General features: G+C 33.7%; 24 protein-coding genes. 17 read left to right on the forward strand and 7 right to left on the reverse strand.

Annotated features, from left to right (window positions below; genetic code table 11):
* Positions 1-2: 2 nt before the first annotated feature.
* The 14 genes from V1468_RS15465 to V1468_RS15530 all read left to right on the forward strand — a co-directional run bounded on the left by V1468_RS15465 (position 3) and on the right by V1468_RS15530 (position 17,832).
* Entirely contained in the window at positions 3-1,640 is a 1,638-nt protein-coding gene (locus V1468_RS15465; protein ID WP_331811112.1) for a glycoside hydrolase family 43 protein, read from the forward strand.
* Positions 1,641-1,784: 144 nt separating this feature from the next.
* Positions 1,785-2,639, forward strand: a complete 855-nt coding sequence (locus V1468_RS15470; RefSeq protein WP_331811113.1) for a CPBP family intramembrane glutamic endopeptidase — start codon at positions 1,785-1,787, stop codon at positions 2,637-2,639.
* A 127-nt stretch (positions 2,640-2,766) separates the two neighbouring features.
* A complete protein-coding gene (locus tag V1468_RS15475; protein WP_331811114.1) occupies positions 2,767-3,207 on the forward strand; it encodes a 2-dehydro-3-deoxyphosphooctonate aldolase in 441 nt (146 codons plus the stop codon).
* A gap of 100 nt (positions 3,208-3,307) precedes the next feature.
* Positions 3,308-3,997, forward strand: a complete 690-nt coding sequence (locus V1468_RS15480; protein WP_331811115.1) for a hypothetical protein — start codon at positions 3,308-3,310, stop codon at positions 3,995-3,997.
* A gap of 175 nt (positions 3,998-4,172) precedes the next feature.
* A complete protein-coding gene (locus V1468_RS15485) occupies positions 4,173-6,383 on the forward strand; it encodes a RelA/SpoT family protein (protein WP_331811116.1) in 2,211 nt (736 codons plus the stop codon).
* Positions 6,384-6,487: 104 nt separating this feature from the next.
* Positions 6,488-6,940, forward strand: a complete 453-nt coding sequence (locus V1468_RS15490) for a Fur family transcriptional regulator (RefSeq protein ID WP_331811117.1) — start codon at positions 6,488-6,490, stop codon at positions 6,938-6,940.
* A gap of 13 nt (positions 6,941-6,953) precedes the next feature.
* Positions 6,954-8,234 carry an adenylosuccinate synthase gene (locus V1468_RS15495; RefSeq protein WP_331811118.1) on the forward strand — a complete coding sequence of 427 codons (1,281 nt, stop codon included), beginning with the start codon at positions 6,954-6,956 and terminating at the stop codon, positions 8,232-8,234.
* Between the two features lie 80 nt (positions 8,235-8,314).
* Positions 8,315-10,198 carry an OstA-like protein gene (locus V1468_RS15500; RefSeq protein WP_331811119.1) on the forward strand — a complete coding sequence of 628 codons (1,884 nt, stop codon included), beginning with the start codon at positions 8,315-8,317 and terminating at the stop codon, positions 10,196-10,198.
* 54 nt (positions 10,199-10,252) lie between these two features.
* Positions 10,253-11,374 carry an aspartate aminotransferase family protein gene (locus V1468_RS15505; protein WP_408647379.1) on the forward strand — a complete coding sequence of 374 codons (1,122 nt, stop codon included), beginning with the start codon at positions 10,253-10,255 and terminating at the stop codon, positions 11,372-11,374.
* A 157-nt stretch (positions 11,375-11,531) separates the two neighbouring features.
* The gene (locus V1468_RS15510; protein WP_331811121.1) at positions 11,532-12,938 is read left to right on the forward strand and encodes a tetratricopeptide repeat protein; all 1,407 of its coding nucleotides are present in this window, start codon (positions 11,532-11,534) and stop codon (positions 12,936-12,938) included.
* Between the two features lie 37 nt (positions 12,939-12,975).
* Complete coding sequence (locus V1468_RS15515; RefSeq protein ID WP_331811122.1) at positions 12,976-13,944, forward strand: DUF368 domain-containing protein; 969 nt, start codon at positions 12,976-12,978, stop codon at positions 13,942-13,944.
* Positions 13,944-14,963, forward strand: coding sequence for a DUF368 domain-containing protein (locus V1468_RS15520; protein ID WP_331811123.1), 1,020 nt, complete (start codon positions 13,944-13,946; stop codon positions 14,961-14,963). The genes V1468_RS15515 and V1468_RS15520 overlap by 1 nt, the downstream gene beginning before the upstream one ends.
* The gene (locus V1468_RS15525) at positions 14,932-15,687 is read left to right on the forward strand and encodes a shikimate dehydrogenase family protein (RefSeq protein WP_331811124.1); all 756 of its coding nucleotides are present in this window, start codon (positions 14,932-14,934) and stop codon (positions 15,685-15,687) included. Before V1468_RS15520 ends, V1468_RS15525 begins: the two co-directional genes overlap by 32 nt.
* Before the next feature lie 183 nt (positions 15,688-15,870).
* Entirely contained in the window at positions 15,871-17,832 is a 1,962-nt protein-coding gene (locus tag V1468_RS15530; RefSeq protein ID WP_331811125.1) for a DUF349 domain-containing protein, read from the forward strand.
* Positions 17,833-18,146: 314 nt separating this feature from the next.
* On the opposite strand, the gene mazG is transcribed toward V1468_RS15530, so the two are convergent.
* From mazG to ruvX, 4 genes are all read right to left on the reverse strand, one after another.
* A complete protein-coding gene (gene mazG / locus V1468_RS15535; protein WP_331811126.1) occupies positions 18,147-18,920 on the reverse strand; it encodes a nucleoside triphosphate pyrophosphohydrolase in 774 nt (257 codons plus the stop codon).
* A gap of 152 nt (positions 18,921-19,072) precedes the next feature.
* Positions 19,073-19,501 (reverse strand): DUF5606 family protein, encoded by a 429-nt coding sequence (locus V1468_RS15540; RefSeq protein WP_331811127.1) that lies wholly within the window; start codon positions 19,499-19,501, stop codon positions 19,073-19,075.
* Positions 19,502-19,511: 10 nt separating this feature from the next.
* Positions 19,512-20,102 (reverse strand): peptide deformylase, encoded by a 591-nt coding sequence (gene def / locus V1468_RS15545; RefSeq protein ID WP_138433798.1) that lies wholly within the window; start codon positions 20,100-20,102, stop codon positions 19,512-19,514.
* A gap of 38 nt (positions 20,103-20,140) precedes the next feature.
* Positions 20,141-20,554: a Holliday junction resolvase RuvX gene (gene ruvX, locus V1468_RS15550; protein WP_331811128.1), complete on the reverse strand. Its 414-nt coding sequence runs from the start codon at positions 20,552-20,554 to the stop codon at positions 20,141-20,143.
* A 362-nt stretch (positions 20,555-20,916) separates the two neighbouring features.
* Here ruvX and V1468_RS15555 point away from each other — a divergent pair, with 362 nt between their 5' ends.
* A complete protein-coding gene (locus V1468_RS15555) occupies positions 20,917-21,732 on the forward strand; it encodes a 2,3,4,5-tetrahydropyridine-2,6-dicarboxylate N-succinyltransferase (protein ID WP_331811129.1) in 816 nt (271 codons plus the stop codon).
* Between the two features lie 73 nt (positions 21,733-21,805).
* Positions 21,806-22,870, forward strand: a complete 1,065-nt coding sequence (locus tag V1468_RS15560) for a glycosyltransferase family 9 protein (RefSeq protein WP_331811130.1) — start codon at positions 21,806-21,808, stop codon at positions 22,868-22,870.
* A 2-nt stretch (positions 22,871-22,872) separates the two neighbouring features.
* Here the strand turns inward: V1468_RS15560 and V1468_RS15565 are convergent, their stop codons facing one another.
* Positions 22,873-23,694 carry a glycosyltransferase family 2 protein gene (locus tag V1468_RS15565; RefSeq protein ID WP_331811131.1) on the reverse strand — a complete coding sequence of 274 codons (822 nt, stop codon included), beginning with the start codon at positions 23,692-23,694 and terminating at the stop codon, positions 22,873-22,875.
* A 7-nt stretch (positions 23,695-23,701) separates the two neighbouring features.
* Positions 23,702-24,523 (reverse strand): glycosyltransferase family 2 protein, encoded by an 822-nt coding sequence (locus tag V1468_RS15570; RefSeq protein ID WP_331811132.1) that lies wholly within the window; start codon positions 24,521-24,523, stop codon positions 23,702-23,704.
* On the opposite strand from V1468_RS15570, the gene V1468_RS15575 reads away from it, so the two are divergent.
* The gene (locus V1468_RS15575; RefSeq protein ID WP_331811133.1) at positions 24,514-25,326 is read left to right on the forward strand and encodes a glycosyltransferase family 2 protein; all 813 of its coding nucleotides are present in this window, start codon (positions 24,514-24,516) and stop codon (positions 25,324-25,326) included. The two genes, V1468_RS15570 and V1468_RS15575, sit on opposite strands and share 10 nt — an antisense overlap.
* On the opposite strand, the gene V1468_RS15580 is transcribed toward V1468_RS15575, so the two are convergent.
* A complete protein-coding gene (locus tag V1468_RS15580) occupies positions 25,323-26,096 on the reverse strand; it encodes a Kdo domain containing protein (protein WP_331811134.1) in 774 nt (257 codons plus the stop codon). The two genes, V1468_RS15575 and V1468_RS15580, sit on opposite strands and share 4 nt — an antisense overlap.
* Positions 26,097-26,098 lie beyond the last annotated feature (2 nt).

Genomic DNA, 26,098 nt, shown 5'->3' on the forward strand with positions numbered 1-26,098 from the left:
CAATGATAAAAGAAAATCATATTTCGAGAATAATACTAACTGTTTTAATTACACTTTTCAACTTGAGTTTAGTTAGCATTTATGCTCAAGTTGCTAAAAACCCTGTTATATGGGCAGATGTTCCAGATGTTAGCACCATTAGAGTTGGTGATACTTACTATATGAGTAGCACCACAATGCATATGAGTCCAGGGTTACCAATCATGAAATCCAAAGATTTAGTCAACTGGGAAATCGCTGGTTATGCATACGACCGTTTAGTAGAGAATGATATAATGAATCTTGAAAATGGTCAAGAAGCATACGGAAAAGGGTCTTGGGCTAGTAGCCTTCGTTATCATAATGACACATTCTATGTTTCCACTTTTTCCGCTACATCAGGCAAAACCCATGTTTACAAAACAAAAAATATTGAAACAGGACCTTGGGAGTCCCATTCTTTTGAACCTGTTCTTCATGACAACTCTCTCTTTTTTGATGATGATGGTAAGGTATATATGCTTTACGGAGGTGGAACTATAAAACTTGTTGAATTACTTCCAGATGCCTCAGCAATAAAACCAAACGGTATAGAAAAAGTAATTATAGATAATGTCAACTTAGTTTTTGGAAAAGATGAAGTTGGAGGTTTGCCTGGTGAAGGCTGCCAAATACACAAAATAAACGGAAAATATTACCTTTTCAATATAGCGTCACCTAAAAGTCATTGGGCACGCACAGTAATTGTGCATAGAGCTGATAAAATTACCGGTCCTTATGAAGGTCGTGTTGTACTTCAAGACCAACATATTGCACAAGGTGGATTAATTGACACTCCAGACGGAAATTGGTATGCCATGCTTTTTGGAGACCGAGGAAGTGTTGGTAGAATTCCCTACTTAGTTCCTGTTAAATGGGAAAATGATTGGCCTGTTTTGGGAACTAATGGTAAAGTACCTGAAACCCTAGATTTACCAGATAATTCAAATGGTATTTTTGGCATTGTAGCTTCTGATGAGTTTGAACGAAAAGAAAATGACCCAAAACTTCCGCTAGCATGGCAATGGAATCATAATCCTGATAACAAAAACTGGGCTATTCTTGAAAATCCTGGTCGACTGCGTATTACAACAGGTCGTATAGACAAAAATGTATTATTCGCAAAAAACACACTTACCCAACGTACGTTTGGCCCTAAATCTTCAGCCACAACCTTAGTGAATGTTAGTAAAATGAGAAATGGCGATGTTGCAGGTCTTATTGCCTTTCAAAACAAATTCGGTTACGTCGGTGTAAAGAAAGAAAATAATAAAATGTTCATTGTAATGACGCAGTCTAGATTGGGTTTTGAAGATGAAGACCAAAAACAGGGCATCAAAATGATAAACAAATTAAGTGAGTCGTTCAAAGAGATAGAACGAATTCCTCTTCATCAAGAAAATGTGTATTTTAAAATAGATTGCGATTTTGAAACTGATGAAGCCTATTTTTATTATAGTCTCGATGGTGAGAACTGGCAAAAAATAGGCAATACTTTAAACATGGTATATACCTTCACCAAGCACTTTATGGGTTATCGCTTTGGGTTATTTAATTTCGCTACAGAAGAGGCTGGTGGTTATGTTGACTTTGATTATTATCGCATAAATAAGAATGATTAGAAGGTTACAAACCTTTACTTCATGCAGAGCCAATAGTCAAACTTCCTCAACTTAATACATAAGTTATTAGATTACGGTGAGACGCTCAATGTAACAAAAACACACACCTTTCGTCTCTATAAAACAAACCAATCAGAAAACCAAATGCTTAAAAATCCATCAGAAAGAAAAGAAGTTTGGAAAACAATCTTTCTATTTATCGTACTGGTTTTTGCTCTAACGTTCCCTTTTCATTATGCTATTGTAAACTTATTTCCCTCAAGAATATATGTTGGTGCCATAATGTGGTGTCCTGCAATAGCAGCATTTATTACCTTAAAAATAAAAGGGCGCAAAATTTCATCTTTAAATTGGAATTGGGGAAATTGGAAATACATCCGACTCTCATATTTTATTCCCGCATTATATGCCATAATCACTTATTTACTTATCTGGATTTTAGGCTTTGGAAGCTTAGCCAGTAAAGCATCCATTACAGAATGGGGAAAAGAACTTGGTTTGTTTGGTATTGGCACATTAAGTTCAACATCTATCACAATCATAGCTATCATCTTATTAGGAACCGTAGAAGTAATAAGAGCATCGGCAACAACATTAGGAGAAGAAATCGGTTGGAGAGGCTTTTTTATCTACGAATTAAGAAAAGTACTTTCCTTTACAGGTGTATCTGTTTTTAGTGGAGTTATTTGGGCAGCTTGGCATTGGCCGCTACTTGTCTACTACAGCAATAATGTACTATTAGAATTTACAACATTCTTTATCGTAATTATTTCTATGTCTTTTATTATGGCCTACTACACTTTTAAATCCAAAAGTCTTTGGCCTGCAGTACTATTTCATGCGGTAAGCAATGTGTACATACAAAAAATACTACCACCTCTAACAATTAAAACCCAAGGTGCAGAACATTGGCATGGCGAAAACGGAATTATGTTCGCTATTGTTACCTGTGTTTTTGGAATTTACTTTTGGCGAAAAGCCATTAAAGAAAAGTTGTAAAAAAAATATTACTTAGCTCATAGACTTGACTTTATGAAATAAAAAGTCGTTCTTCGTTATTAGTGATATTTATCACTGAAATGGATTAATGCTCTAAAATACTTACCAACAATAAAAAAACATTGAAATGAATAGACAACTATTAATTTTAGGAATACTAACAATCTTTATTTCTTGCTCAGCAACTAAGGAGGCTTCCAAAAACACAGCTCAAATTCTTCGTGATAGTAGTACATTTTTGGTTACAGAAATATCTACAGATAAAACTTATGGCTTCTCACCGAAAAATCCAGTTGAAGTTGGTGGAGCTAAAAACTCTGAAGGTCCAAGAAATGAAAGAAGATTTCTTAATGCATTGGCAGGACCAAATGGTGAAAAGATTTCATATTATAGAGCTGGGAGTTGTTGCCCAATTAAAAGTGATAATGATCCTTATGGATTTGGTAGCGTAATGCTAGACAACTATCGTGTTACTTGGGAAAACGCAAAAGATACCGTTTCTATATACATTAACATGTACGACTCCTCTAAACTAAAAGCACCTGTTGGGTTTACTATAAAGAAATAAAAGGCGAACTTCGTTACAACTGTTGGTAGACCCTAATATGTGAAAGAAGAATCTTTGAATTAATTTATATCTATGAACCCTATGTTGTTTTAACATAATAATGACTAAAGTATTTTTGAATTTATTGTTAATTAATTTTCTATTTCTGGTTTTAGGATGTAACACTAAGAAAGAGAAAATAGTAGTAGGCGCACAACCAAACAACTGTGAGAGTCCTACTGATGCAATAATAAAATTTATAAAATCGACAGAAAGTGATGTTTCAGAAAGTGTTTTGGGCTATATCGAAAGTCAGTCTATAAAATTTAGTAATTCTGAAGAAAATCAAGTTTCTGATTGGATTAATAATTTTGTCTTTAGTGAGAAAAGAGGTTATTCAGAAGTCAAAGAGTGGAATATAAACGATAATGACATTTGCTTTACGCAACATGTAAAAATAAAATCTACCTCTGATTCTACTCAAGTCTCGGAAGTTGATGTTAAAATATGTAATTCGATTTTAAATAAAAACGTCTCTGCTGGAAATTATTGGGAATTCGAATCGAAAAATTTCAGAATTTCTCTAAAGTATTGTTTTGATTCTTTAGAATACATAAAACCCGTCGGTTATTATGAAGTTGTTGAAAGAAATGGACAGTTAGAACGATCAATAACAACTGATTTAAGAAAGTATAAATGTGTAGTCCATATTAACTTAGTATTTTGGGACAAACACAACCACTCAGAATATAACAAGCGAATTTTATCTGACAATGGATACTTATACACTGATTTTAGAAACTGGAAATAAAAATCTATATCTCTGCATAACTAAGACTTAAATCAGTAATTGTAATCCAATGTTATTTTGTTTAACCGCCTAGCGATTATGACTTAAAATCTCACACAAAACGAATATCAAACCCAAAAAATTTCTTCCAAAAAACCCATTGCCTATCTCATAGACTTTGTTTACTTTAGTTCTTATGACAGAAGTAGACATTGAAAAAGAAAATGCAGCCATTGCAAAAGCCTACAAAGAGTTACTCAGAGTAAGCTATCAGACCTTAAGCAAAGACGATAAAAAACTCATTCGTCATGCTTTTGAGGTAGCTCTAGATGCGCACAAAGATCAACGTCGTAAGTCTGGTGAGGCTTATATTTTTCACCCAATTGCTGTGGCTAAAATTGTGGCACAAGAGATTGGCTTGGATGCGACGTCTATTGCTGCTGCTCTACTTCATGATGTGGTTGAAGACAATCCTAACTACACCATTGATGATATGGAGCGTCTTTTTGGCGAAACCGTTGCTCGTATTGTAGACGGACTTACAAAAATATCTGTCCTTAATAAGGAAATGGATGTATCCCTACAAGCAGAGAACTTCCGTAAAATGCTGCTAACGCTAAACGAAGATGTGCGTGTTATCATCATTAAAATTGCAGACCGTTTGCATAATATGCAAACTATGGACTCTATGCGTGCAGATAAACAAGTAAAGATAGCATCAGAAACCTTATACATTTATGCTCCATTAGCCCATAGAATTGGACTTTACAATATTAAGACCGAACTAGAGGATTTAGGATTAAAATATACCGAACCCGAAGTCTACAATGACATACTAGAGAAAATGCAAGAAAGCAAGGAAGAACAAGATGCTTACATTAAAGCCTTTTCTAAAGTCATTGAAAAATCCTTAAACAAAGAAGGTCTTAATTACGAAATTAAAGGACGACCAAAATCCATTTTTAGCATAAGACGAAAAATGGTAAAACAAGGAGTTTCGTTTGACGAGGTGTACGACAAGTTTGCTGTTAGAATTATTTATAAATCAGATTTTGAAAACGAAAAGTTTCTGGCTTGGAAAATTTATTCTATCGTTACAGACCACTTTACACCAAACCCAATTCGTTTACGCGATTGGATTTCGTCACCTAAATCTACAGGCTATGAAGCGCTTCATATTACTGTTGTAGGACCAAAAAGCCGTTGGGTAGAAGTACAAATTCGTAGTGAGCGTATGAATGAGATTGCCGAGAAGGGCTATGCAGCACACTACAAATACAAAAATGCCAACGATAAAGAAGATAGTTTAGACCTATGGATCAACAGACTTCAAGAAGCTTTAGAAAATAACGAGGCTAATGCTGTAGATTTTGTTGAACAATTCAAACTAAACCTCTACTCAAAAGAAATCTTTGTTTTTTCTCCAAAAGGAGATTTAAAGTCATTACCAAAAGGAGCTACTCCACTAGACTTTGCATTTAGTATTCATACCGAAGTTGGTATGAAAACTCGTGGTGCAAAAGTCAACGGCAAATTAGTACCTCTTAGTCACGAGCTACAAAGTGGAGACCGTGTAGAAATATTAACCTCAGAAAACGCCAAGCCAAACGCTAACTGGTTAGACTACGCCACAACTGCAAGAGCACGTAGTAAAATTAAATCGGCATTAAATGCACATACCAAAGAAATAGCCGAAGAAGGCAAGGAAATTCTTAGACGTAAGTTAAAGCAACTCAAAATTACACTCAATGAAAAAAGTGTGAATGAGTTGGTCAACTATTTTAAGCTTAAAACATCTTTAGATTTATTTTATCGTGTTGGTATTGGCACTATAGATAACGCTAAACTCAAGGCCTTTGCTTCATCCAGAAGCAACGCCTTTATGAGCTATATAAAAAGCAAAATCCGTAAACCAGATGCGCCAAACAAGGATATAGACAAGGAAGAGATTACTTCCAAGTACGATATGTTGGTTTTTGGTAAGGAAGAAGAACGTCTCAACTACACACTTGCTAATTGTTGCAACCCAATTCCTGGAGATAAAGTATTTGGATTTGTTACCATAAATGACGGAATAAAGGTTCACAAAAAAAACTGTCCAAATGCAGTAAGTTTGCAGTCTAACTATGCCTACAGAATACAATCTGCTAAATGGATAGATTCTAGTCAACGCGCTTACACTTCTCATATTAAGTTATCTGGAATAGATAATCTTGGGTTAGTAAACGATATAACAAAACTCATTTCCGAAAACCTTCATGTTAACATGAAAAGTATAAGTTTTTCTAGTGACGATGGTATTTTTAACGGCGACATAACGGTTGAAGTAAAAAACCAAGCTATGCTTAAAAATCTCATAGATAAACTTAAAACAATTAATGGCATAGACAAAGTAGTAAGAGTTTGATTTTTACAGATTAATAGTCTTGAAAACTTGTTCATTTCTTTCAACTATAATCCAAAATTAAATCATTCTTATCCTATATTTTTATGTAAATTTGCACCTTAATTATGAATGCAACAACAGAAGAAAGTAATCAGGAAATTGTAAAACGAGTTTTTACACAATTCCTTGAAGATAAAGGCCATAGAAAAACACCTGAACGTTACGCCATACTTCAGGAAATATACGATAGCGAAGAACATTTTGATATCGAGTCTTTATACATTAAAATGAAAAATAAAAACTATCGTGTAAGTAGAGCTACACTTTATAATACCATAGAATTACTTTTAGAGTGCGCATTGGTACGCAAGCATCAATTTGGCCAAAGCCAGGCACACTATGAAAAATCATATTTTGATAAGCAACACGACCACGTCATTCTTACCGACACAGGTGAAGTTATAGAATTCTGTGATCCACGCATTCAATCTATTAAAAAGACCATCGAAGAGGTTTTTAACATTGAAATAACTAATCATTCACTATACTTTTACGGTAACCGTAAAAAAGAAGACTAACTAATTTTTTAAAATGGCAGTAGACTTACTACTTGGATTACAATGGGGAGATGAAGGCAAAGGTAAAATTGTCGATGTATTCACCTCTAAATACGATATTATTGCACGCTTTCAAGGTGGGCCAAACGCTGGTCACACCTTAGTTTTTAATGGCAGAAAGCATGTTTTGCACACTATACCTTCTGGTATTTTTCATGACGACACTGTAAACCTAGTTGGTAATGGTGTAGTTATAGATCCTGTTATTTTTAAAAAGGAATTAGACAAGTTAGATGAGCAAAATGTTGATTATAAAAAATCCCTTTGCATCTCGCGTAAGGCACATATCATTTTACCTACGCATCGCTTATTGGATGCTGCGAGTGAAGCTTCAAAAGGAAAAGCAAAAATAGGTTCTACTCTTAAAGGAATTGGTCCAACATATATGGACAAAACCGGAAGAAATGGTATTAGAGTTGGAGATATTGAATTAGCTGACTGGAAAGAAAAATACAGAGCTTTGGCAGATAAGCACGAAGCTATGATAGACTTTTATAATGTAGACATTCAATACGATTTAAAGGAATTAGAAACTGATTTCTTTGAAGCTATAGAAACTCTAAAAACACTAAAGTTTATTGATTCTGAAGAGTACGTTCACCAAGCACAACAGTCTGGTAAAACTATTTTAGCTGAAGGTGCTCAAGGATCGCTTTTAGATATTGATTTTGGAACGTATCCGTTTGTAACATCATCAAACACAACTGCAGCCGGTGCATGTACAGGTTTAGGTGTTGCGCCAAATCAAATCGGAGATGTCTTTGGTATTTTTAAAGCCTACACAACACGTGTTGGTTCTGGTCCTTTTCCAACGGAATTATTTGATGAAGATGGAGAAACTATGGGACGTGTTGGCCACGAATTTGGAGCAACAACAGGTCGTGCAAGACGTTGTGGATGGTTAGACTTAGTAGCACTTCGCTATGCTTGTCAAGTTAATGGTGTTACTCAATTAATAATGATGAAAGGTGATGTACTGTCTGGTTTTAAAACCTTAAAAGTATGTACAGCCTACAATTATAAAGGTGAAACAATTACACACCTTCCATACAATATTGAAGAAGAAAACGTATCACCAATTTACACAGAAGTAAAAGGATGGTCTGAAGATTTAACTGGTATGACAGAAGCATCTCAATTACCTGAGGCTTTTAATGCTTATGTTGAGTTTTTAGAAAAAGAACTTAATATCCCTATTACAATAGTATCTGTTGGTCCTGATCGTAAACAGACGATTGTTAGAAAAACAGTGTAATTTTTGAATTATAGATTCTGTTAAAAAAACTGTTAACCCATACTAAAGCTAATCTATTAGTGTTATTTTTTAAAAACCATATGGCTTTGAATAGTTTAAAGAATCTAATTTTAATTATTACGCTTTGTATTTCTTCGTTTAGCTTTGCTCAAGACAAGCAAAAAATAGTCGTAGAATACTCAGGTATTACAACATCAAATCCAGATGTAGAAGATGGTGCTTTAATTTTTCTTAGAGATGATTCTCAGCAAGTACATTTTATTCACAAAGGTGTTAATCTTTGGTGTGATAAAGCCGTGTACTATCAAGACCAAGATTATATTGAAGCCTACAGCGGTGGTTCTGGAAAGGTATTAGTTAAGCAAGGCGACTCTATTAATATGGTTGCCAAATATGTAGAATACAGTGGTAAAACCGAGTTAGCATTTGCTCAAGGAGAAGTAGTTTTAACCGAGCCAAATTCGGTATTAACTACAGATAAATTGTATTTTGACAGAATCCGCCAACTAGCCTATTATGACACTAGTGGTAAAGTTGTGAGAGATTCTTCCGGAACCATTACAAGTCAAATAGGTCGTTATTACATGAACAGTAAAAAGTATCAGTTTACTAAAGATGTGGTACTTGTAAATCCTGATTATACTTTAAATACTGAACGCCTAGATTTTTTCCCTGATAATGGACATGCATATTTATTTGGACCTTCTACCATCGTAGGAGAGGAAAGTAAAATCTATACAGAGCGTGGTTTTTATGACACTAATGACAATACAGGCTATTTTCAACGAAATGCAAAAATAGACTACGACAACAGAAGAATTGAAGGCGATAGTATCTATTTTGATCGTGACAGTAGTTTTGCATCAGCAACCAATAATATAAAGGTTACAGATACCATAAACAATAGTATTGTAAAAGGTCACTACGCAGAGGTTTGGCGCGATAAAGATTCTGTTTTTATTACCAAACGTGCTTTAGCTATCACTGTACAAGAAAAAGATTCTGTGTATTTGCATGCAGACACCTTAATGGTTACAGGCAATGAAGATAATCGTATTACTAGAGCTTATTACAATGCCAAACTCTATAAAAGTGATTTGGCTGGTAAGGCAGATTCTATTCATGTAGACCATAAAACTGGATTAACTGAACTCATAAACCTAAGTAGATATAGCTCAACAGATGCTTTTGCAACAGCTCGCAAACCTGTGTTATGGAACATTGGTAACCAAATGACAGGAGATACCATTCATCTAATTTCTAATACCGAAACTGAGAAACTAGACTCTCTAAAAGTATTCAATAACGCATTTTTGGTGAGTAAGGATACTATTAGTGAAGATGGTTATAACCAAATAAAAGGTCAACAATTAATTGGTCTGTTTAGAGATAATGAACTCTATAATGTAGACATCATTAAAAATGCCGAGACTATTAGATACATGCGAAATGAAACCAATGAACTCATAGGAATTCAAAAATCTAAATCTGGTAGTATTAATATTCAAATTGTAGAACAAGCTATTGAAGAAGTAAGATTTATCAATCAGATTGATGGTAATATCTTTCCAGAACCTGATTTCCCTAGAAACGCCAGGAGATTAAGAGGTTTTGACTGGAGAGGTGAAGAACGCCCAGGATCTGTAGAGGATCTATTTAAAGATGATCCGCCTCTAGACTTACCAAAAATATCTGGTTTAGATGATTACGTGCCACCAGAAGATTTCTTTGATGATAGTATTATTGAACGTGTTGAAGAAGCAGGCAAGGACACACCTAATAAACCAAATAAGGCTGCCCGAAATCTTCCTAAAGAAGAAGATAAAGGAGCGACTAATCCTAAAGGAATTAAGCAAAAAGTAGAGTCACCTGCAATGAAAGCAAAAGCAGATTCGATACCAAAAAGCAAACCTGCAAAAGTTTCTGATAAGACTAAAAAACTGAAAGCAAAAGGAGGTCAATAATTGCAAAACGAATTTTTTAAATATCAGGCTCAAACATCTCCTCATCCTTTGGCTATGGAAATAAGCCATGCTAAAGGCTCGTATATTTTTGACAAAAACGGAAAGTCATATTTAGATTTTGTTGCAGGTGTATCAGCATGTTCATTAGGACATTCCCATCCTAAAGTTGTTAACGCTATAAAGGAACAAGCAGACCAATACCTTCATGTAATGGTTTACGGAGAATACATTCAAGAACCTGCTTTAGAGCTTTCTAAACTTATTGCCAGCCATTTACCAGAACCATTAGAGAGTACTTATCTTGTAAATTCTGGTACTGAGGCCATAGAAGGTAGCTTAAAACTTGCTAGACGCTATACAGGTAGAACAGAAATTATTGCAGCAAAAAACTCCTATCACGGCAACACTATGGGTTCGTTGAGCCTTATGGATTATGAAGAACGTAAAGCTCCTTTTTTACCTTTAATACCAGATATTAAGCATATATTTTTTAATTCTGAAACTGACCTAGAACAAATCACTGATACAACAGCTGCTGTAATTTTAGAAACCATACAAGGTGGTGCTGGTTTTATTGAACCAAAGAATAATTACCTTCAGAAGGTTCAAAAACGATGCAATGAGGTTGGTGCTGTTTTTATTTTAGATGAAATTCAACCAGGAATTGGTAGAACAGGCAAACTATTTGGTTTTGAAAACTATAATTGCCAGCCAGACATTGTTGTTACAGGCAAAGGTCTTGGAGGAGGATTACCAATCGGAGCGTTTACTGCATCTAAAGACATGATGCTAAGTCTAAGCGATAATCCAAAATTTGGACATATCACAACCTTTGGAGGCAATCCTGTAATTGCTGCTGCAGCACTTGCTACCTTGAAAGAAATCACAGAATCCAACCTTATTAAAGAAACTCTTGAAAAAGAAAAATTAATAAGAAAACACCTTAATCATAAACATATTAAAGAAATAAGAGGAAAAGGATTAATGCTTGCTGCAATAGTAGAAAATTCAGAAATTGCTAACGAGGTTATACTCAAAGCCCAAGATGAAGGCTTGATTCTATTTTGGCTACTTTTTGAACCTAAAGCCATAAGAATTACACCTCCACTTACTATTTCAAGCAAAGAAATTATTGAAGGATGTAAAATAATCACGTCAATTTTAGATAACATTTAATATTCCCACCTTAACACAAACCTCTGATTTACAAGCAAAAACAAACTTTAACCTAAGTTTAAATCAATGTTAATTAATTTGTTAAAAACAAAAACGCATTTAACAAAGAACATTTGATGATAACTGTAATTTAGAGTAGTGAATCTTAAAACCGCTTATGAATTATAGTCACGAAGACGAAAACTATCCGCTTACAAGATTTGAGTCCATGCTAAAGACAAATGATATTTTGTTTTTCGATTCAAATGAATTTGAGAATATTATTCATCATTATCTTGAAAATGGTAAAATTGCCTTAGCAAAACGCGCCATTAAACTTGGATTAGAACAACACCCAACTTCAATCAACCTAAGATTATTCCAAGTAGAAATATTGGTTATTGAAAATAAATTCTCAGAAGCAGATGAAATTTTAGATATGCTTCATGATATTGAACCTAATAACGAAGAGATTTACATTCAAAAAGCCAATGTACTTTCTAAACAAGATGAGCATGAAAAAGCAATTAACACGCTTTTAATTGCCATAGACATCTCTTCTACTCCAGAAGATGATTCGGATTTATATGCTCTTATAGGTATGGAATATTTATTCTTGGATCAGTTTGAAAATGCTGTGATTTACTTCAAAAAGTGTTTAGAAAGTGACACTTCTGATTACTCAGCATTGCATAACATTGTTTATTGCTATGATTTTTTAGACCAGAATGAAGAAGCTATAAGCTATCTCAATAACTTTTTAGATTCTAATCCTTATTGCGAAGTGGCTTGGCATCAGTTAGGACGTCAGTATTTCACCATTAAGGATTATGCAAAAGCAAATGCAGCTTTTGATTTTGCAATCATCTCAGACGATACTTTTGTAGGCGCTTATATTGAAAAAGGTAAAGTTTTAGAAAAACTAAAGCAATACGAAGAAGCTATAGAAAACTACAAAGTAACTTTAGCCCTTGATGAACCTACATCATTCGCTTTACTTAGAATTGGATATTGTTATGAAAAACTTGGACAAGATGATATGGCAGTACAATTTTTTAATAAAACCATTAAAGATGATGCGTTATTAGACAAAGGATGGATTGCTATTACTAAGTTTTACATGAAACGCTTAGACTACAACAAGGCGTTGAAGTTTATCAGCAATGCCGTAAATATTGATGGTGAAAATGTGTTGTATTGGAAACTTTATGCCACAATTAATAAACGTTTAAACTTCCTTGAAGAAGCAGAAATTGGCTACAAACGAACCTTGGAGCTTGGTAATTACGAACTAGATACGTGGTTGGATCGGTCAGATATTTTAATTGCTTTAGGTGAATATGAAGCTTCTATTTATAATCTTCTGCAAGCTGCTGAGTTCTATCCCGAAAATCCAGAAATTGAATACAGACTTGGTGGCTTATACTTTACAACACATCAAACGCAAGAAGGTCGTTTTCATCTAAAAAATGCATTGAGACTTAATATAGATTATAGTTTTATTGTTTCTGAACTATTTCCTTTGCTTGTTGACAGACCAATGGTTAAAGCCATAATTTCGGAAGCAAAGAAGGCTTCCGACTAAAAAAATCCATACCTTAGCGTTTCTTATATTTAAAGAAATGCAACGACGTTTTTTAGACTATCTTATTATTGCTTTTAAAGGTGTAGCCATGGGAGCTGCCGATGTTGTACCAGGTGTTTCTGGTGGGACTATAGCCTTTATTTCTGGTATTTACGAAGAACTTATTGAAAGTATAGATAAAGTAAATCTAGGTGTTTTTAAAGTATGGAAACAACAAGGTTTTAAAACCGCCTGGAAATCTATCAATGGCTCATTCCTTTTGGCATTATTTTCTGGAATTGCCATTAGTATTTTATCCTTAGCCAAACTTATAAAGTGGCTTTTGCACAACGAACCTATTTTATTATGGTCTTTCTTTTTTGGATTGGTACTAGCAAGTATTCTATACATAGCAAAACAAATAAAAGGATGGTCACCAAAAATAATCATTGCTATTATAGCAACTTCTGCTCTATCCTATTACATAACGTTAGCAGAACCATTTGCCTCACCAGATAGTCCATTTTATTTATTATTCTGTGGATTCATTGCCATCATTGCTATGATTTTACCAGGTGTTTCAGGTGCATTCATCCTACTTATTTTAGGTGCTTATCAGACTGCAATTGACACCATAAACAATTTACGAGATGGATTGGTTACAGGTAATATGGAATTATTTAAAGATGCCTTTTTAAAGTTTGTATTGCTTGCTATTGGTGCAGTTGTTGGATTAAAAGTATTTTCAAAAGCACTTAACTGGATGTTTAAACATCAAAAAAATCTTACGCTTGCCATTTTAACCGGCTTTATGATTGGCTCTCTCAACAAAATTTGGCCATGGAAAAAAGTTTTAAAAACCAGAGTTAATTCCGAGGGAGAAGTAGTGACGCTGTTAGACCAAAGCATCTTACCTTCAGCTTATGAAGGAGATAATCAAATGGAGTTAGCCGTTATATTTATTGTGGTTGGTTTTGTAGCTATATTAATTTTAGAACGTTTAGGAGATCAAAAGAATAAAATCTAATGCAAAGCACCAGAACTTTTAAGGATCGTATTTTTTTGGTCATTAAAGGGTTGGCTATGGGAGCTGCCAACAAAGTTCCTGGTGTTTCAGGTGGTGTTGTAGCCTTTGTAGCAGGTTTTTACGAAGAATTCATTTACTCGCTTCAACGAGTCAACAAAACTGCTTTCAAGCTTCTTTTCAATGGTCGTTTTAAAAGTTTTTATCAGTATATCAATGGTAAATTCCTAGGGCTTTTATTCTTGGGAATGGTAGTTAGTTATTTTAGTGTTTCTAAAATACTTGATTACCTCATTGTTAACTTTCAGCTTTATGTTTGGAGCGCATTTTTTGGGATGATACTAGGCTCTATCTATTACATCAGTAAAGATTTTAAAGCCTGGAATAGCAAAACAATTATCGCTTTAATCCTTGGTGCAGTTGTCGGTATAAGCATTAGTTTTTTAGATCCTGCAAAAGAAAACGATAATCTATGGTTTGTATTTTTCTGTGGTATTATTAGTGTTTCTGGTATGACGCTTCCGGGTTTTTCAGGTTCATTTATTTTAATTCTACTAGGAAATTATGTACTCCTTCTAGTAGACTCTGTTAATGCGCTTTACGACACTATTTCAGATATATTTACTGGTAATTTTGAGTTTATTAAAAATGAAGATCGAATTAGAATGCTTAAAGTGCTTGGCATATTTACGTTAGGCTCTGTGACAGGTTTGGTGACCTTTTCGCACGTATTAAATTACATTTTACACCATTACAAAAATATTACACTAGCAACTATTGTTGGTTTTATTATTGGGTCTCTTGGTGTGGTTTGGCCTTGGAAAGAAACTGTCTATAAAACAAATATTGATGGCAGCTATATTTTAGATTCTACTGGCAAACAAGTCATTGCAAATTACAAGCGTTTTTTCCCTGAAGCGACTACCGAAACTTATATTGCAATTGCGTATATTGGCTTAGGAATTCTCATTGTTTTGGGATTAGAATGGTATGGACAACGCACAAGACAAATCAAAGCTTAAATTCGGACTGGTAGGAAAAAACATTTCCTATTCATTTTCAAGAGGGTATTTTGCGGATAAATTTTCAAACGAAGGTTTACCGCATTCTTATGTGAATTTTGATTTAGAATCAATTGATGAACTAAAGGAAATTATTGAAAATACTTCAAACTTAAAAGGTCTTAACGTTACAATTCCTTACAAAGAAGAAGTGATTCCTCTACTAGACAAATTGAATAAACGTGCCAAAAAGATAGGTGCAGTTAATACTATAAAAATAAAAAAGGGTAAGTTAATCGGTTTTAACACCGATTATGATGGTTTCAAAAACTCATTAAAGCCACATTTAAAAAAATGTCAGAAACGCGCTTTAATTCTGGGTACTGGTGGAGCTTCTAAAGCTATTGCACATGCATTAAAGAAACTTGGTATTAAATATCATTATGTATCACGTACCAAAAAAGAAGGTGTTACCTATACCTACTCTGAATTGACTGAAGACATCATTACGTCATTTCAAATCATTATAAACTGTACACCAATCGGTACTTTTCCCAATATAAATGAATGTCCTGACATTCCTTACGATGGCATAACAGATAAACATATTTTGTATGATCTTATCTATAATCCAGAAGAAACCAAATTCCTTAATTGTGGGAAATTAAAAGGAGCTACAATTATTAATGGTTTAGAAATGCTAAAACTACAGGCCGAAAAATCTTGGGAAATCTGGAATAAGTAGTGATTAGTGAAACTAAATTCTAATAACCTTTATTTAAAGTCTTCAACATTCTTATTATCCAACTATTAAACAAATAAACACATCAACGATTAAACAATTACACAAATAAACTTCACCCTTTTATTTGCTTTGTAATTCAACGAGTTGTTAGTATCTTTAACCTCCTAATAAATATTTTGACATATGTCTGAGAATGATAACCTGCAAGATGCAGACGGAAAAAAAGAAGTAGAGTTACAAAACAATGCTCCGCAAGAAGAATCAGCTCCACAAGTTGAAGAAACTACTGAATTGAAAAATGAAAATGAAACTGCTGAAGATTCTAACAATGAATCTAAAGTAGATGCTGATGCGCATTCAGAAATTGAAGCTTCTAATGCAGAGGACGCAGAAGATGAATCTAATGCAGAGCGTCATGAGGTAGAAGAAAAAGACTACCATGCTATGTCTATGCAAGATTTGGCAGAAGAGCTCAACAGACTTTTAAAGCATCATAAAATTCAGACCATCTCTAAACAAGTCAATGAAATTAAAGCAGAATTCAATGCTAAATTTGGTGAACTTTTAGAAGAAAAGAAAGAAGAATTTATAAACGATGGTGGTAATGAAATAGACTTCTACTACACCAACGATACCAAAAAATTATTCAATCAACTTTATAAAGATTACAAGCAATCTATAAGTGCTTATTACAAAGAACGTGAGCATAACCTAAAGCAAAATCTAGAAAACAGATTGGCTATTATTGAAGAAATTAAAGGCCTACTTTCCGTTGAAGAAAACATGGGAAGCACTTATAAAACCTTTAAAGAGCTTCAAGAAAAATGGCGAAATGCTGGGCCAATACCTAGAGATAAATATAACAATGCCTGGAACACATATCATCATCATGTAGAGCGTTTTTACGACTTCTTGCATCTTAATAACGACTTGCGAGATATGGACTTTAAGCACAACTATGATCAAAAATTAAAGATTATAGAACGTGCCGAAGAATTGGCGAAGGATGATAATGTAAATCGTGCTTTTAGAGAACTGCAAGTACTACACAAACTTTGGAAAGAAGAGCTGGGTCCAGTAGCTAAAGAACACAGAGAAGAAATTTGGGAGCGTTTTAGCAATGCTACAAAAACCATACATGATAAGCGCCAGGCTTACTATGCTGATTTAGACAAAGCTTATGAGAAAAATCTTGAAAAGAAAGAAGAAATCATAGCAAAAATTCAAGCCATTGCAGACGACAAAGCTAATACTCATAGTGCTTGGCAAAAGAAAATTAAAGAAGTTGAAGCACTACGCGAAGCATTTTTTAATGCAGGCAAAGTACCTTTAAAAGTAAACGAATCTACTTGGGCAAAGTTTAAAGATACCGTTAGAAACTTTAATCGAGGTAAAAATAAATTCTATAAAGATTTAAAGAAAGACCAATATGAGAATCTTCAAAAGAAGAAGGAACTTATCAAAATTGCTGAAGAAAACAAAGACAGCGACGACTTTGCAGTTGTTACTCCTTTAATGAAGAAAATTCAAAACGATTGGAAAAAAATTGGTCATGTTCCAAGACGCGATAGCGACAAAATCTGGAAACAGTTTAAAAATGCTTGTAACCACTACTTTGATAGAATGCATGCTCAGCGTAAAGCTGAAAACCAGCATTTGTATGATGCTTTTGATAAAAAAGTAAAGTTACTTGATGATCTAAAAGCAATGGAACTAAGTGGCGATAACAAAGCTGATGTAGAAAATTTAAAAACCAGAATTGCTGAGTGGAAAGAAATTGGTTATGTACCACAAAACAAGCGCTACATAGATGGTAAATTCTATAAAGCAATTGACGATGCTTTTGATAAACTAAAAATGGAGAAGTCTAAGTTAGAGATGGTAAAATTTGAAAGTAAGCTTGAAAATTTAGCCAATAATGACGATGATACCAGACTTTTAGATAACGAACAAAACTTTATCCGCAAGAAAATTGGCGAGGTAAAATCTGAAATAACGCAGCTTGAAAACAACTTACAATTTTTCACTAATGTAGATTCTGATAATCCATTGGTAAAAGATGTACATAAAAATATTGCTAAGCACAAAAAAGAACTAGAAACATGGAAAGCTAAGCTTAACAAGATTCGTGGGATGTATTCTTAAGATTCTTATAATCTCTTTTTTTATATAAAAATCAAAACCCATCTGCTACTAACAGATGGGTTTTGCCCTAACTAAACTAAATTAACCTTAATTACAACCGCTTAATAATAATTAAGATTTCCTACTAAGAATATAAAAACGTTGTTGTCTTTATATACCTTATTTACGTGAGAAATTTCTGTTTGGATCTTAAGGATTTTGATTTAGGATAATTTTAACATATCTCTCTTTTGTCATTGCTGCGAAGGCAGGAATCTAAAAATCGGTAGTGTAAAGGTGGATTCCGCATCAAGTACGGAATGACAAAATATAAACTAAAGAGATTTCGCCTCTTCCCAAAAGACATCCATCTCAGATAAGGTCATGTCTTTTAGTGGCTTATTAAGTTCTTTAGATTTACTTTCTAAATATTGAAAGCGTTTTATGAATTTTTTATTGGTACGTTCTAAAGCATTTTCAGGATTTACTTTTAGAAAGCGTGCATAATTAATCATAGAAAATAAAACATCACCAAACTCGCTTTCAATAGCATCTTGATTACCTTTTGCTATTTCAGTTTTTAATTCGGCTAACTCCTCTTCTACTTTTTCAAAAACTTGTTCTGGTTGTTCCCAATCAAAACCAACTCCTGCTACTTTGTCTTGTATTCGGTTGGCTTTTACCATTGCAGGCAAACTTCTTGGCACACCTTCGAGAACGCTTTTCTTACCTTCTTTGAGTTTTAGTTGCTCCCAATTGCGTTTTACGTCTTCTTCGTTTTCAACCTTAACATCTCCATAGATGTGAGGATGACGATCTATAAGTTTATCGCAGATGCTATTACATACATCTGCGATATCAAAATTATTTGTTTCACTTCCTATTTTAGAATAGAAAACAATATGTAGTAACACATCTCCCAACTCCTTCTTTACCTCATCTAAGTCATTATCTAAAATGGCATCACCAAGTTCGTAAACCTCTTCTATGGAGAGATGACGCAGCGATTCCATCGTTTGCTTTTTATCCCACGGACATTGCTCTCGCAACTCGTCCATAATAACAAGCAAACGTTCAAAAGCTTTTAGTTGGGCAGTTTTATCCGACATTGTTAATTTATAGCTATATAAAATTCATCAATTCGAGTGAATTTTATGATTGAAATGAATGAAATTTTTACCGAGAATAAGAATTTCTAACTTTGAAAATGTTCTCGATACAATTCCTCATTCTTCGGAATCACTCGAACTGACGTCTGTAATTATTCTTCTTCGTCAGAAGCAGTTACTTCTTCTTCAGTTTCAAGAGATTCTAAAAGATTGTTTTTATGAAGTAAATTGTACCACTGGACCACCTTTTTAATGTCTGAAGCATATACACGATCTTCATCATAATCTGGTAAAACTTCGAAGAAATATTCTTCTAAAGTATCTTTTCCATCTTTATGGCTAATCGATGTTTGTTCACCATTCTCTTTATCTTTAATCTTCTTAAGCACATCTTTTAGAGGCACTTCTTCTGTTAAAGTATAAATAGCAATTTCACTTAAGATACTAATGTTACTATGTGCTCCTACAGTGATTCTCTTTTTATCAATTAAAGATTGTACAACAGCACCTGTTCTTGTTTGTGTTACAATTTCGTATAATCCTGGCTTTCCAGAAATAGCTAATATTTTATCTAAGCTCATATATTTTGTATTAACGTTTTTTGCTCATTGCAGGAAAACGCATTTTATAATCTATTCTTATTTTTCCTTTTGAAATATTTGTCAATTTACCTTTAATCAAACGCTTTTTAAACGAAGATAGTTTGTCTGTAAATAAAATTCCTTCGATATGATCGTACTCATGCTGAATGACTCTGGCGATTAAACCATCATATTCTTCAACATGCGTTTCAAAATTTTCATCTTGATATTGAATCTTTATTTTTGGCTTTCTAAATACATCTTCTCTAACATCTGGAATGCTTAAACAGCCTTCATTAAAGGCCCATTCATCTCCTTCTTCTTCTAAAATCTGAGCATTGATGAATGTTTTCTTAAAATTCTTCATTTGTTCTCTATCTTTTTCAGACAAATCTTCATCGTCTGAAAAAGGTTCTGTATCTACCAAAAATAAACGGATAGGCAAACCAACTTGTGGTGCAGCTAAACCAACACCATAAGCACCATACATAGTCTCGTACATATTTTCTATCAACTCATTAAGCTTTGGGTAATCTTTATCGATTTCCTTAGCCTTTTTCTTTAATACGGCATCTCCATATGCAACTATTGGTAATATCATAACTTTGTTGTTTTCGGGTGCAAAAGTACAATTCTTATTTAAAAATTTGAAGCCAAATAACTCTGCAATATTAAGGTTGCACTTATTTCATCTACAAGTGCTTTATTCTGTCTTTGTTTTTTCTTTAGCCCACTATCAATCATGGTTTGAAAAGCCATTTTTGACGTAAAACGTTCATCTACACGCACCACAGGGATTTGTGGAATTTCTTTTTGCAGTTTTTCTAAAAACTTCTGAATATGCACTTCACTCTCTGAAGCAGTATTATCCATCTGTTTTGGCTCTCCTACAACAAATTTTTCTACAACTTCGGAATTAACATAAGCTTTTAAATACTGAATCAATTCTTTTGTTTCAACAGTTGTTAATCCAGATGCAATAATTTGCATAGGATCTGTAACTGCCAATCCTGTCCGTTTTGTACCGTAATCTATGGCTAAAATTCTTCCCATTACTGCAAAGATAGTGTAATAAAAAACGCTTCTTAGTAAAAAGAAGCGTTTTTAAAATTAGCTATTAATTAAGTCGTTGATTTTATTACCCTCTATAAATAAATCACGTTAATTATATCTTTAAGACACCATATCTTTTAAATGGTCACATTTTTTTTCAAAAAAAGAAAACTCCTCAAATTAAGGGGAGAGGAGTTTTCATAATTAGCTATTAATTAAATCCTCAGATAAACCTATATGAAATAAATTTACATTGCATTTAATACTGTTGAGACACAACTTTTTAGAATAGGTCACAATTCTTTTTAAAAATATTTTACAAAGGCTGTTTATCAACTTATCTTTGCGAAAATTTTAGACACATGAAACAACTACAAACCGTTATAGAAAATGCTTGGGATGACCGTTCTCAATTAACCAATAAAGTTACTATTGATGCCATAAGAAGTGTTATAGACCTAATAGATGCTGGCACACTTCGTGTTGCTGAACCAACTGAAAATGGCTGGCAAGTAAACGAATGGGTTAAAAAAGCGGTAGTGCTTTACTTCCCTATTCAAAAAATGGAAACACATGAGGTAGGTATTTTTGAATACCACGACAAAATTCCATTGAAGCGCAACTACATGGAAAAAGGCATTAGAGTTGTACCACATGCTGTAGCAAGACATGGAGCTTACATTTCTAAAGGTGTTATTATGATGCCAAGCTACGTTAACATAGGTGCTTATGTAGATGAAGGCACTATGGTAGACACATGGGCAACTGTTGGTAGTTGTGCACAGATTGGTAAAAATGTACACCTTTCTGGTGGTGTTGGTATTGGTGGTGTTTTAGAACCATTACAAGCCTCTCCAGTAATTATTGAAGATGGTGCTTTTATTGGTAGCCGTTGTATTGTTGTTGAAGGAGTACATGTAGAAAAAGAAGCGGTTCTTGGTGCCAATGTGGTATTAACTATGAGCACCAAAATTATAGATGTCACTGGTGATGAACCTGTAGAAATGAAAGGTAGAGTACCTGCGCGTTCTGTGGTAATTCCTGGAAGTTATACTAAGAAATTTGCTGCTGGCGAATACCAAGTACCTTGCGCATTAATTATTGGAAAACGTAAAGAAAGTACAGATAAAAAAACATCTCTTAATGATGCTTTACGCGAATATGATGTAGCGGTTTAAAAAAAGCTATTTTATACTACAAATATTTCCTTAAGAAGGAAAAAATAATTTTGGCATAATTAAGCTTTTCTGAATGAAAATTTTAATCATACAACAAAAAATGATTGGTGATGTTTTGGCTTCAAGCATATTGTTTGAGGCCATTAAGCATCAATATCCTGATGCAGAATTACATTACCTCATTAACACGCATACCTTCCCTGTTGTAGATCAAAATCCTTATATAGATAAGATTCAGTTTTTTACTCCAGAACACGAAAACAGTAAACTGAAACTTTTTAAAATTGCTAAACAACTTCGTAAAGAAAATTATGATGCCATCGTAGATGTTTACTCAAAACTATCGAGTAACCTCATAACCTTATTTTCTAAGGCGAAAATTAAAATTTCTATAGATAAAGGCAGAAATAAGTTATTATACACTCACTTATACAAACACAAAGCTAAGGCAGATACTAATGCCGGTTTGGCCATAGAAAACCGTCTACAACTACTTCAAACTTTAGACATAGACAACAGCAAAATAGTAAGACCCAAAATATATCTTACTAAAGAGGAAGAATCTAAAGCTAAAGCGTTTTTAGAATCAAGTAACATTGATACTAACAAGCCACTCTACATGATTGGTGTTTTGGGAAGCGGATCTAACAAAACTTATCCGTTTGAATATATGGCTTCTGTAATTGATACAATTGTAAAAACGCAGCCCGAAAGCCAGATTTTATTCAATTATATCCCTAAGCAAGAAGAAGATGCTAAAGCCATTTTAGAGCTTTGTGCACCTGAAACTCAAAAACATATTCATTTTGAAGTATTCGGTAAAAGTTTGAGAGATTTTTTAGCCATAACACAGCATTGCGATGCACTAATAGGAAATGAAGGAGGTGCTATAAACATGGCGAAAGCTTTAAGCATTCCAACATTCACTATATTCTCTCCTTGGATAAAAAAAGAAGCTTGGAATATGTTTGATGATGGTATAAAGCACGTTTCGGTTCATCTAAAAGATTATGACAACCAACCATATTTAGATATAAAACACCCAAAGGAATTAAAATCTCAAGCTTCAGAATTGTATTTAAAATTTAAACCTTCCCTTTTTGAAGAAGACTTGATCAAATTTTTAGAAAGATTATAGACCTAACCTTTCTTAATACCGAATTCGGTCCACTTTAAATTTTCTTTTTTCACTTTAGCTCTAATGGCTAAATTTCTATCTAAAGATTCTTGTGTTTTATAACCACGCGCATGATCTAGATGCAAACAAATAGCTTTATATCGTATTTGTTTTGTCTTAATGCCGTTATTTACCAAACGTTCACCCAATTCTCTATCTGGCCCACCATATTGCATACGTTCGTCATAACCATTGATTGCAATTAAATCAGATTTCCATGCTGAGGAATTACAGTTGTTAAATGTAGCACCTGTTGGAGTTACCACATCCAAGAAGTTAGCCAGGCCATTTTTTGCAGAGAGCTTTAGTTTGTTTTTTCCACTAAGTTCACCTTGTTCTTTAAGCCATTTAACCTCAAAACAACGCTTAGATTTTATATCATCTTCAGCAATAGTTTTGCTAATATCCATTGGGAGTTTACAGTAGCCACCAGACAAAAAGTAACCTTTTTCTGCATGTTTAGCATGAGTTTCTACAAAATCTTCACGTGGAATACAATCTCCATCTGTAAATAAGATATAATCATTTTTTGCCATGACTATAGCTTCATTTAAAATTTTTTGGCGTCTGTACCCTTTATCTTCATGCCAAGCGTGCGTAATTTCTACAGGATAATCTTGTTTAAACTTATCAATTAAATTTTTGGTTTCTTCTGTAGAACCGTCATCAGCAATAATAATATCAAAGTCTTTGTAGGTTTGTACACTATAGCCATACAGCACCTTCTCTAACCAATCGGTTTTATTGTAAGTAGCAATAATGACTGTAATTTTTGGTAACGCCATGAATCTTTTATCTCTTAATACCAAACTTGGTATATGTTGATTTATTTTTTTTTGTTTCTTTTCGAATTTTCAGATTTAAAGTCTCTGCTTCTTCGTTTTTATAAGGTCTTTCGTGATGCAAATGTACGCAAATAGTGCTATACCTCACTTGCTTGAATCTTACACCGTTATTCATCATACGCTCGCCTACTTCCCTGTCTTCACCTCCATATTGCATACGCTCATCAAAACCATTTACAGTTAAAATATCTTTTTTATGACATGATACATTCATACCATCAAAAGTAGCTTTTGTTGGAGTTAATGTGTTTAAGAGGTTCGCTTTCAATTTAGACTTCGTTAACTTATTTAGCTTAAAACTTTTAGCCTGACCTTGCTTTAAAAGCCATTGTTTATCAAAACATTTTTGACCATCTATGATCTCTTTAGTAATACTTTGAGATATTTTTTCAGATAACTTAAAATACCCTCCTGATAGCGCACAACTCGTTTGCTTCAACCTTAAATGTGTTGCTACAAAATCTGCTCTTGCAATACAATCTCCATCCGTAAATATGAGATATTCTGCATTTGAAGCTATTATGGCTTTATTAAGAATTTTGGTTTTCTGAAAGCCTTCATCCTCTTGCCATACGTGAGTAACATTTATGTTTGACTGCTTAGAAAACTCATCAATTACAGTCTTTGTTCTATCATCAGAACCATCATCTGCTATGATTAATTCGAAATTAGATTCTGTTTGAATACCATAACTATGCAACACCAACGCTAACCATTTTGGCTGGTTGTAAGTGCTTATGATAACTGAAGCCTTTAGTGATGATTTCATTAGCACAAAAATACTATTTTTACGGTAGTGAAATCACAACTATGCTAAAACTGTCTGGTGTTATTATTACCTTTAATGAAGAGCGAAACATAGAGCGTTGTTTAGAATCCTTAGTAAATGTGGTTGATGAGATTGTGGTTGTAGACTCTTATTCTACGGATAACACTAAAGCAATTTGCCAAAAATTTAATGCAACGTTTATTGAGCAAGAATTTTTGGGGTATATAGAACAGAAAAATTTTGCTCTAGAACAAACCACCTATAACCATGTGGTTTCGCTTGATGGTGATGAAGCCCTTTCTGAAACACTTCAAAAATCCATAATTGAATTAAAGACCAATTGGAAATTTGATGGGTATTATGCCAACCGATTTAACAACTTTTGTGGTCAGTGGATAAAATATAGTGACTGGTATCCCAATAAAAAACTACGCGTTTTTGATAAAACCAAGGCGAAATGGACAGGCATTAATCCACATGATAATGTACAGTTTCATGATAGTAAAACCAAGAGCGGTCATTTAAAAGGTGATATTTTACATTGGACCTATCAAACTTACTCTGAATTCAACAAGAAAACGGAATATTTCTCAACCATCGCTGCAAAAGCCTATTATGACAAAGGTAAAACGGCACCGATATGGAAAATTATCTGGAATCCTACCTGGGCGTTCATTAAGTCCTATATTTTAAGACTTGGATTTTTAGATGGTTTTAATGGGTTTGTTATTTGCGTACAAACTGCAAACATTACCTTTTTGAAATATTCTAAGCTGCGTGAACTATATAAAAAGAAAATTTAGTTTTTCTTTTTTCGCCAGAAATAATACTTCTTTTTAAAAGCCTCTTTCTTTTTAAAGCCAGACGAAAACTTTTGTGAAAAGTGATACATACGTTCTCTAACTTCATCATGAGGTTTGTTAATCAATTTGGCATATTCATCACTAATGATGTCTAGCATATAATCTTTTGGAGATAAACGTGCAAAATTTGCCATGCGCTCATCATAAGTTAACGTCTTAAACTCCATACGATTGAGATCTACTAAATAAAAATCGTAGCCAGTACTTGTCTTTTTTATAAGTGTATTACCTGGCGAATGATCTAAAAAGTGAATACCATTTTCGTGTAACTTATACGTAAACTGTGTAAACTGTCTGAGAATATTATCGTAGTCATCACACTCTGGCTCATCAATAAGTTTTCTGATTGTAAAATCGTATTCTAATTGTTTACTTATATAGTAACTTTTTCCAAATATAAATAGCGATTTATACTCTATATAAGCTTCAGGTGAAGGTGTAAGAATTCCCAAGTCCAATAAACGTTGACCATAAAGAAATGATCGCTCTGCTTTACTTTTTCTGAAAAAACGATAGACAATTTTATTGACTAGATTAGGAACCTTAAATTCCTTGATATTATACCGTTGCCCATCAATCGTTAGAATTTTAATGACGTTTCGGTAACCATTACCAATCATTTCTCCTTCATGGTCAAAATTCTCAATAGCTTTCATTAAGCTGTCTTTTGACAAGGCTGAGTTTTTGTGTATTTTAATGGTTACTGACATAG

Origin of the sequence: Winogradskyella poriferorum, assembly GCF_036553625.1 — a bacterium.
In the GTDB taxonomy this organism is placed as follows: domain Bacteria; phylum Bacteroidota; class Bacteroidia; order Flavobacteriales; family Flavobacteriaceae; genus Winogradskyella; species Winogradskyella poriferorum.

Excerpts from the sequence above, each read along its gene's own strand:
- V1468_RS15470 (WP_331811113.1), top strand. The coding sequence starts at position 1,785 with ATGCTTAAAAATCCATCAGAAAGAAAAGAAGTTTGGAAAACAATCTTT.
- V1468_RS15465 (WP_331811112.1), top strand. The coding sequence starts at position 3 with ATGATAAAAGAAAATCATATTTCGAGAATAATACTAACTGTTTTAATT.
- mazG (WP_331811126.1), bottom strand. The coding sequence starts at position 18,920 with ATGTCGGATAAAACTGCCCAACTAAAAGCTTTTGAACGTTTGCTTGTT.
- V1468_RS15495 (WP_331811118.1), top strand. The coding sequence starts at position 6,954 with ATGGCAGTAGACTTACTACTTGGATTACAATGGGGAGATGAAGGCAAA.
- V1468_RS15475 (WP_331811114.1), top strand. The coding sequence starts at position 2,767 with ATGAATAGACAACTATTAATTTTAGGAATACTAACAATCTTTATTTCT.
- V1468_RS15565 (WP_331811131.1), bottom strand. The coding sequence starts at position 23,694 with ATGGCGTTACCAAAAATTACAGTCATTATTGCTACTTACAATAAAACC.
- V1468_RS15500 (WP_331811119.1), top strand. The coding sequence starts at position 8,315 with ATGGCTTTGAATAGTTTAAAGAATCTAATTTTAATTATTACGCTTTGT.
- V1468_RS15560 (WP_331811130.1), top strand. The coding sequence starts at position 21,806 with ATGAAAATTTTAATCATACAACAAAAAATGATTGGTGATGTTTTGGCT.
- V1468_RS15490 (WP_331811117.1), top strand. The coding sequence starts at position 6,488 with ATGAATGCAACAACAGAAGAAAGTAATCAGGAAATTGTAAAACGAGTT.
- ruvX (WP_331811128.1), bottom strand. The coding sequence starts at position 20,554 with ATGGGAAGAATTTTAGCCATAGATTACGGTACAAAACGGACAGGATTG.
- V1468_RS15570 (WP_331811132.1), bottom strand. The coding sequence starts at position 24,523 with ATGAAATCATCACTAAAGGCTTCAGTTATCATAAGCACTTACAACCAG.
- V1468_RS15530 (WP_331811125.1), top strand. The coding sequence starts at position 15,871 with ATGTCTGAGAATGATAACCTGCAAGATGCAGACGGAAAAAAAGAAGTA.
- V1468_RS15520 (WP_331811123.1), top strand. The coding sequence starts at position 13,944 with ATGCAAAGCACCAGAACTTTTAAGGATCGTATTTTTTTGGTCATTAAA.
- V1468_RS15480 (WP_331811115.1), top strand. The coding sequence starts at position 3,308 with ATGACTAAAGTATTTTTGAATTTATTGTTAATTAATTTTCTATTTCTG.
- V1468_RS15555 (WP_331811129.1), top strand. The coding sequence starts at position 20,917 with ATGAAACAACTACAAACCGTTATAGAAAATGCTTGGGATGACCGTTCT.
- V1468_RS15510 (WP_331811121.1), top strand. The coding sequence starts at position 11,532 with ATGAATTATAGTCACGAAGACGAAAACTATCCGCTTACAAGATTTGAG.
- V1468_RS15580 (WP_331811134.1), bottom strand. The coding sequence starts at position 26,096 with ATGTCAGTAACCATTAAAATACACAAAAACTCAGCCTTGTCAAAAGAC.
- V1468_RS15505 (WP_408647379.1), top strand. The coding sequence starts at position 10,253 with ATGGAAATAAGCCATGCTAAAGGCTCGTATATTTTTGACAAAAACGGA.
- V1468_RS15525 (WP_331811124.1), top strand. The coding sequence starts at position 14,932 with ATGGACAACGCACAAGACAAATCAAAGCTTAAATTCGGACTGGTAGGA.
- V1468_RS15515 (WP_331811122.1), top strand. The coding sequence starts at position 12,976 with ATGCAACGACGTTTTTTAGACTATCTTATTATTGCTTTTAAAGGTGTA.
- V1468_RS15540 (WP_331811127.1), bottom strand. The coding sequence starts at position 19,501 with ATGAGCTTAGATAAAATATTAGCTATTTCTGGAAAGCCAGGATTATAC.
- V1468_RS15575 (WP_331811133.1), top strand. The coding sequence starts at position 24,514 with ATGATTTCATTAGCACAAAAATACTATTTTTACGGTAGTGAAATCACA.
- def (WP_138433798.1), bottom strand. The coding sequence starts at position 20,102 with ATGATATTACCAATAGTTGCATATGGAGATGCCGTATTAAAGAAAAAG.
- V1468_RS15485 (WP_331811116.1), top strand. The coding sequence starts at position 4,173 with ATGACAGAAGTAGACATTGAAAAAGAAAATGCAGCCATTGCAAAAGCC.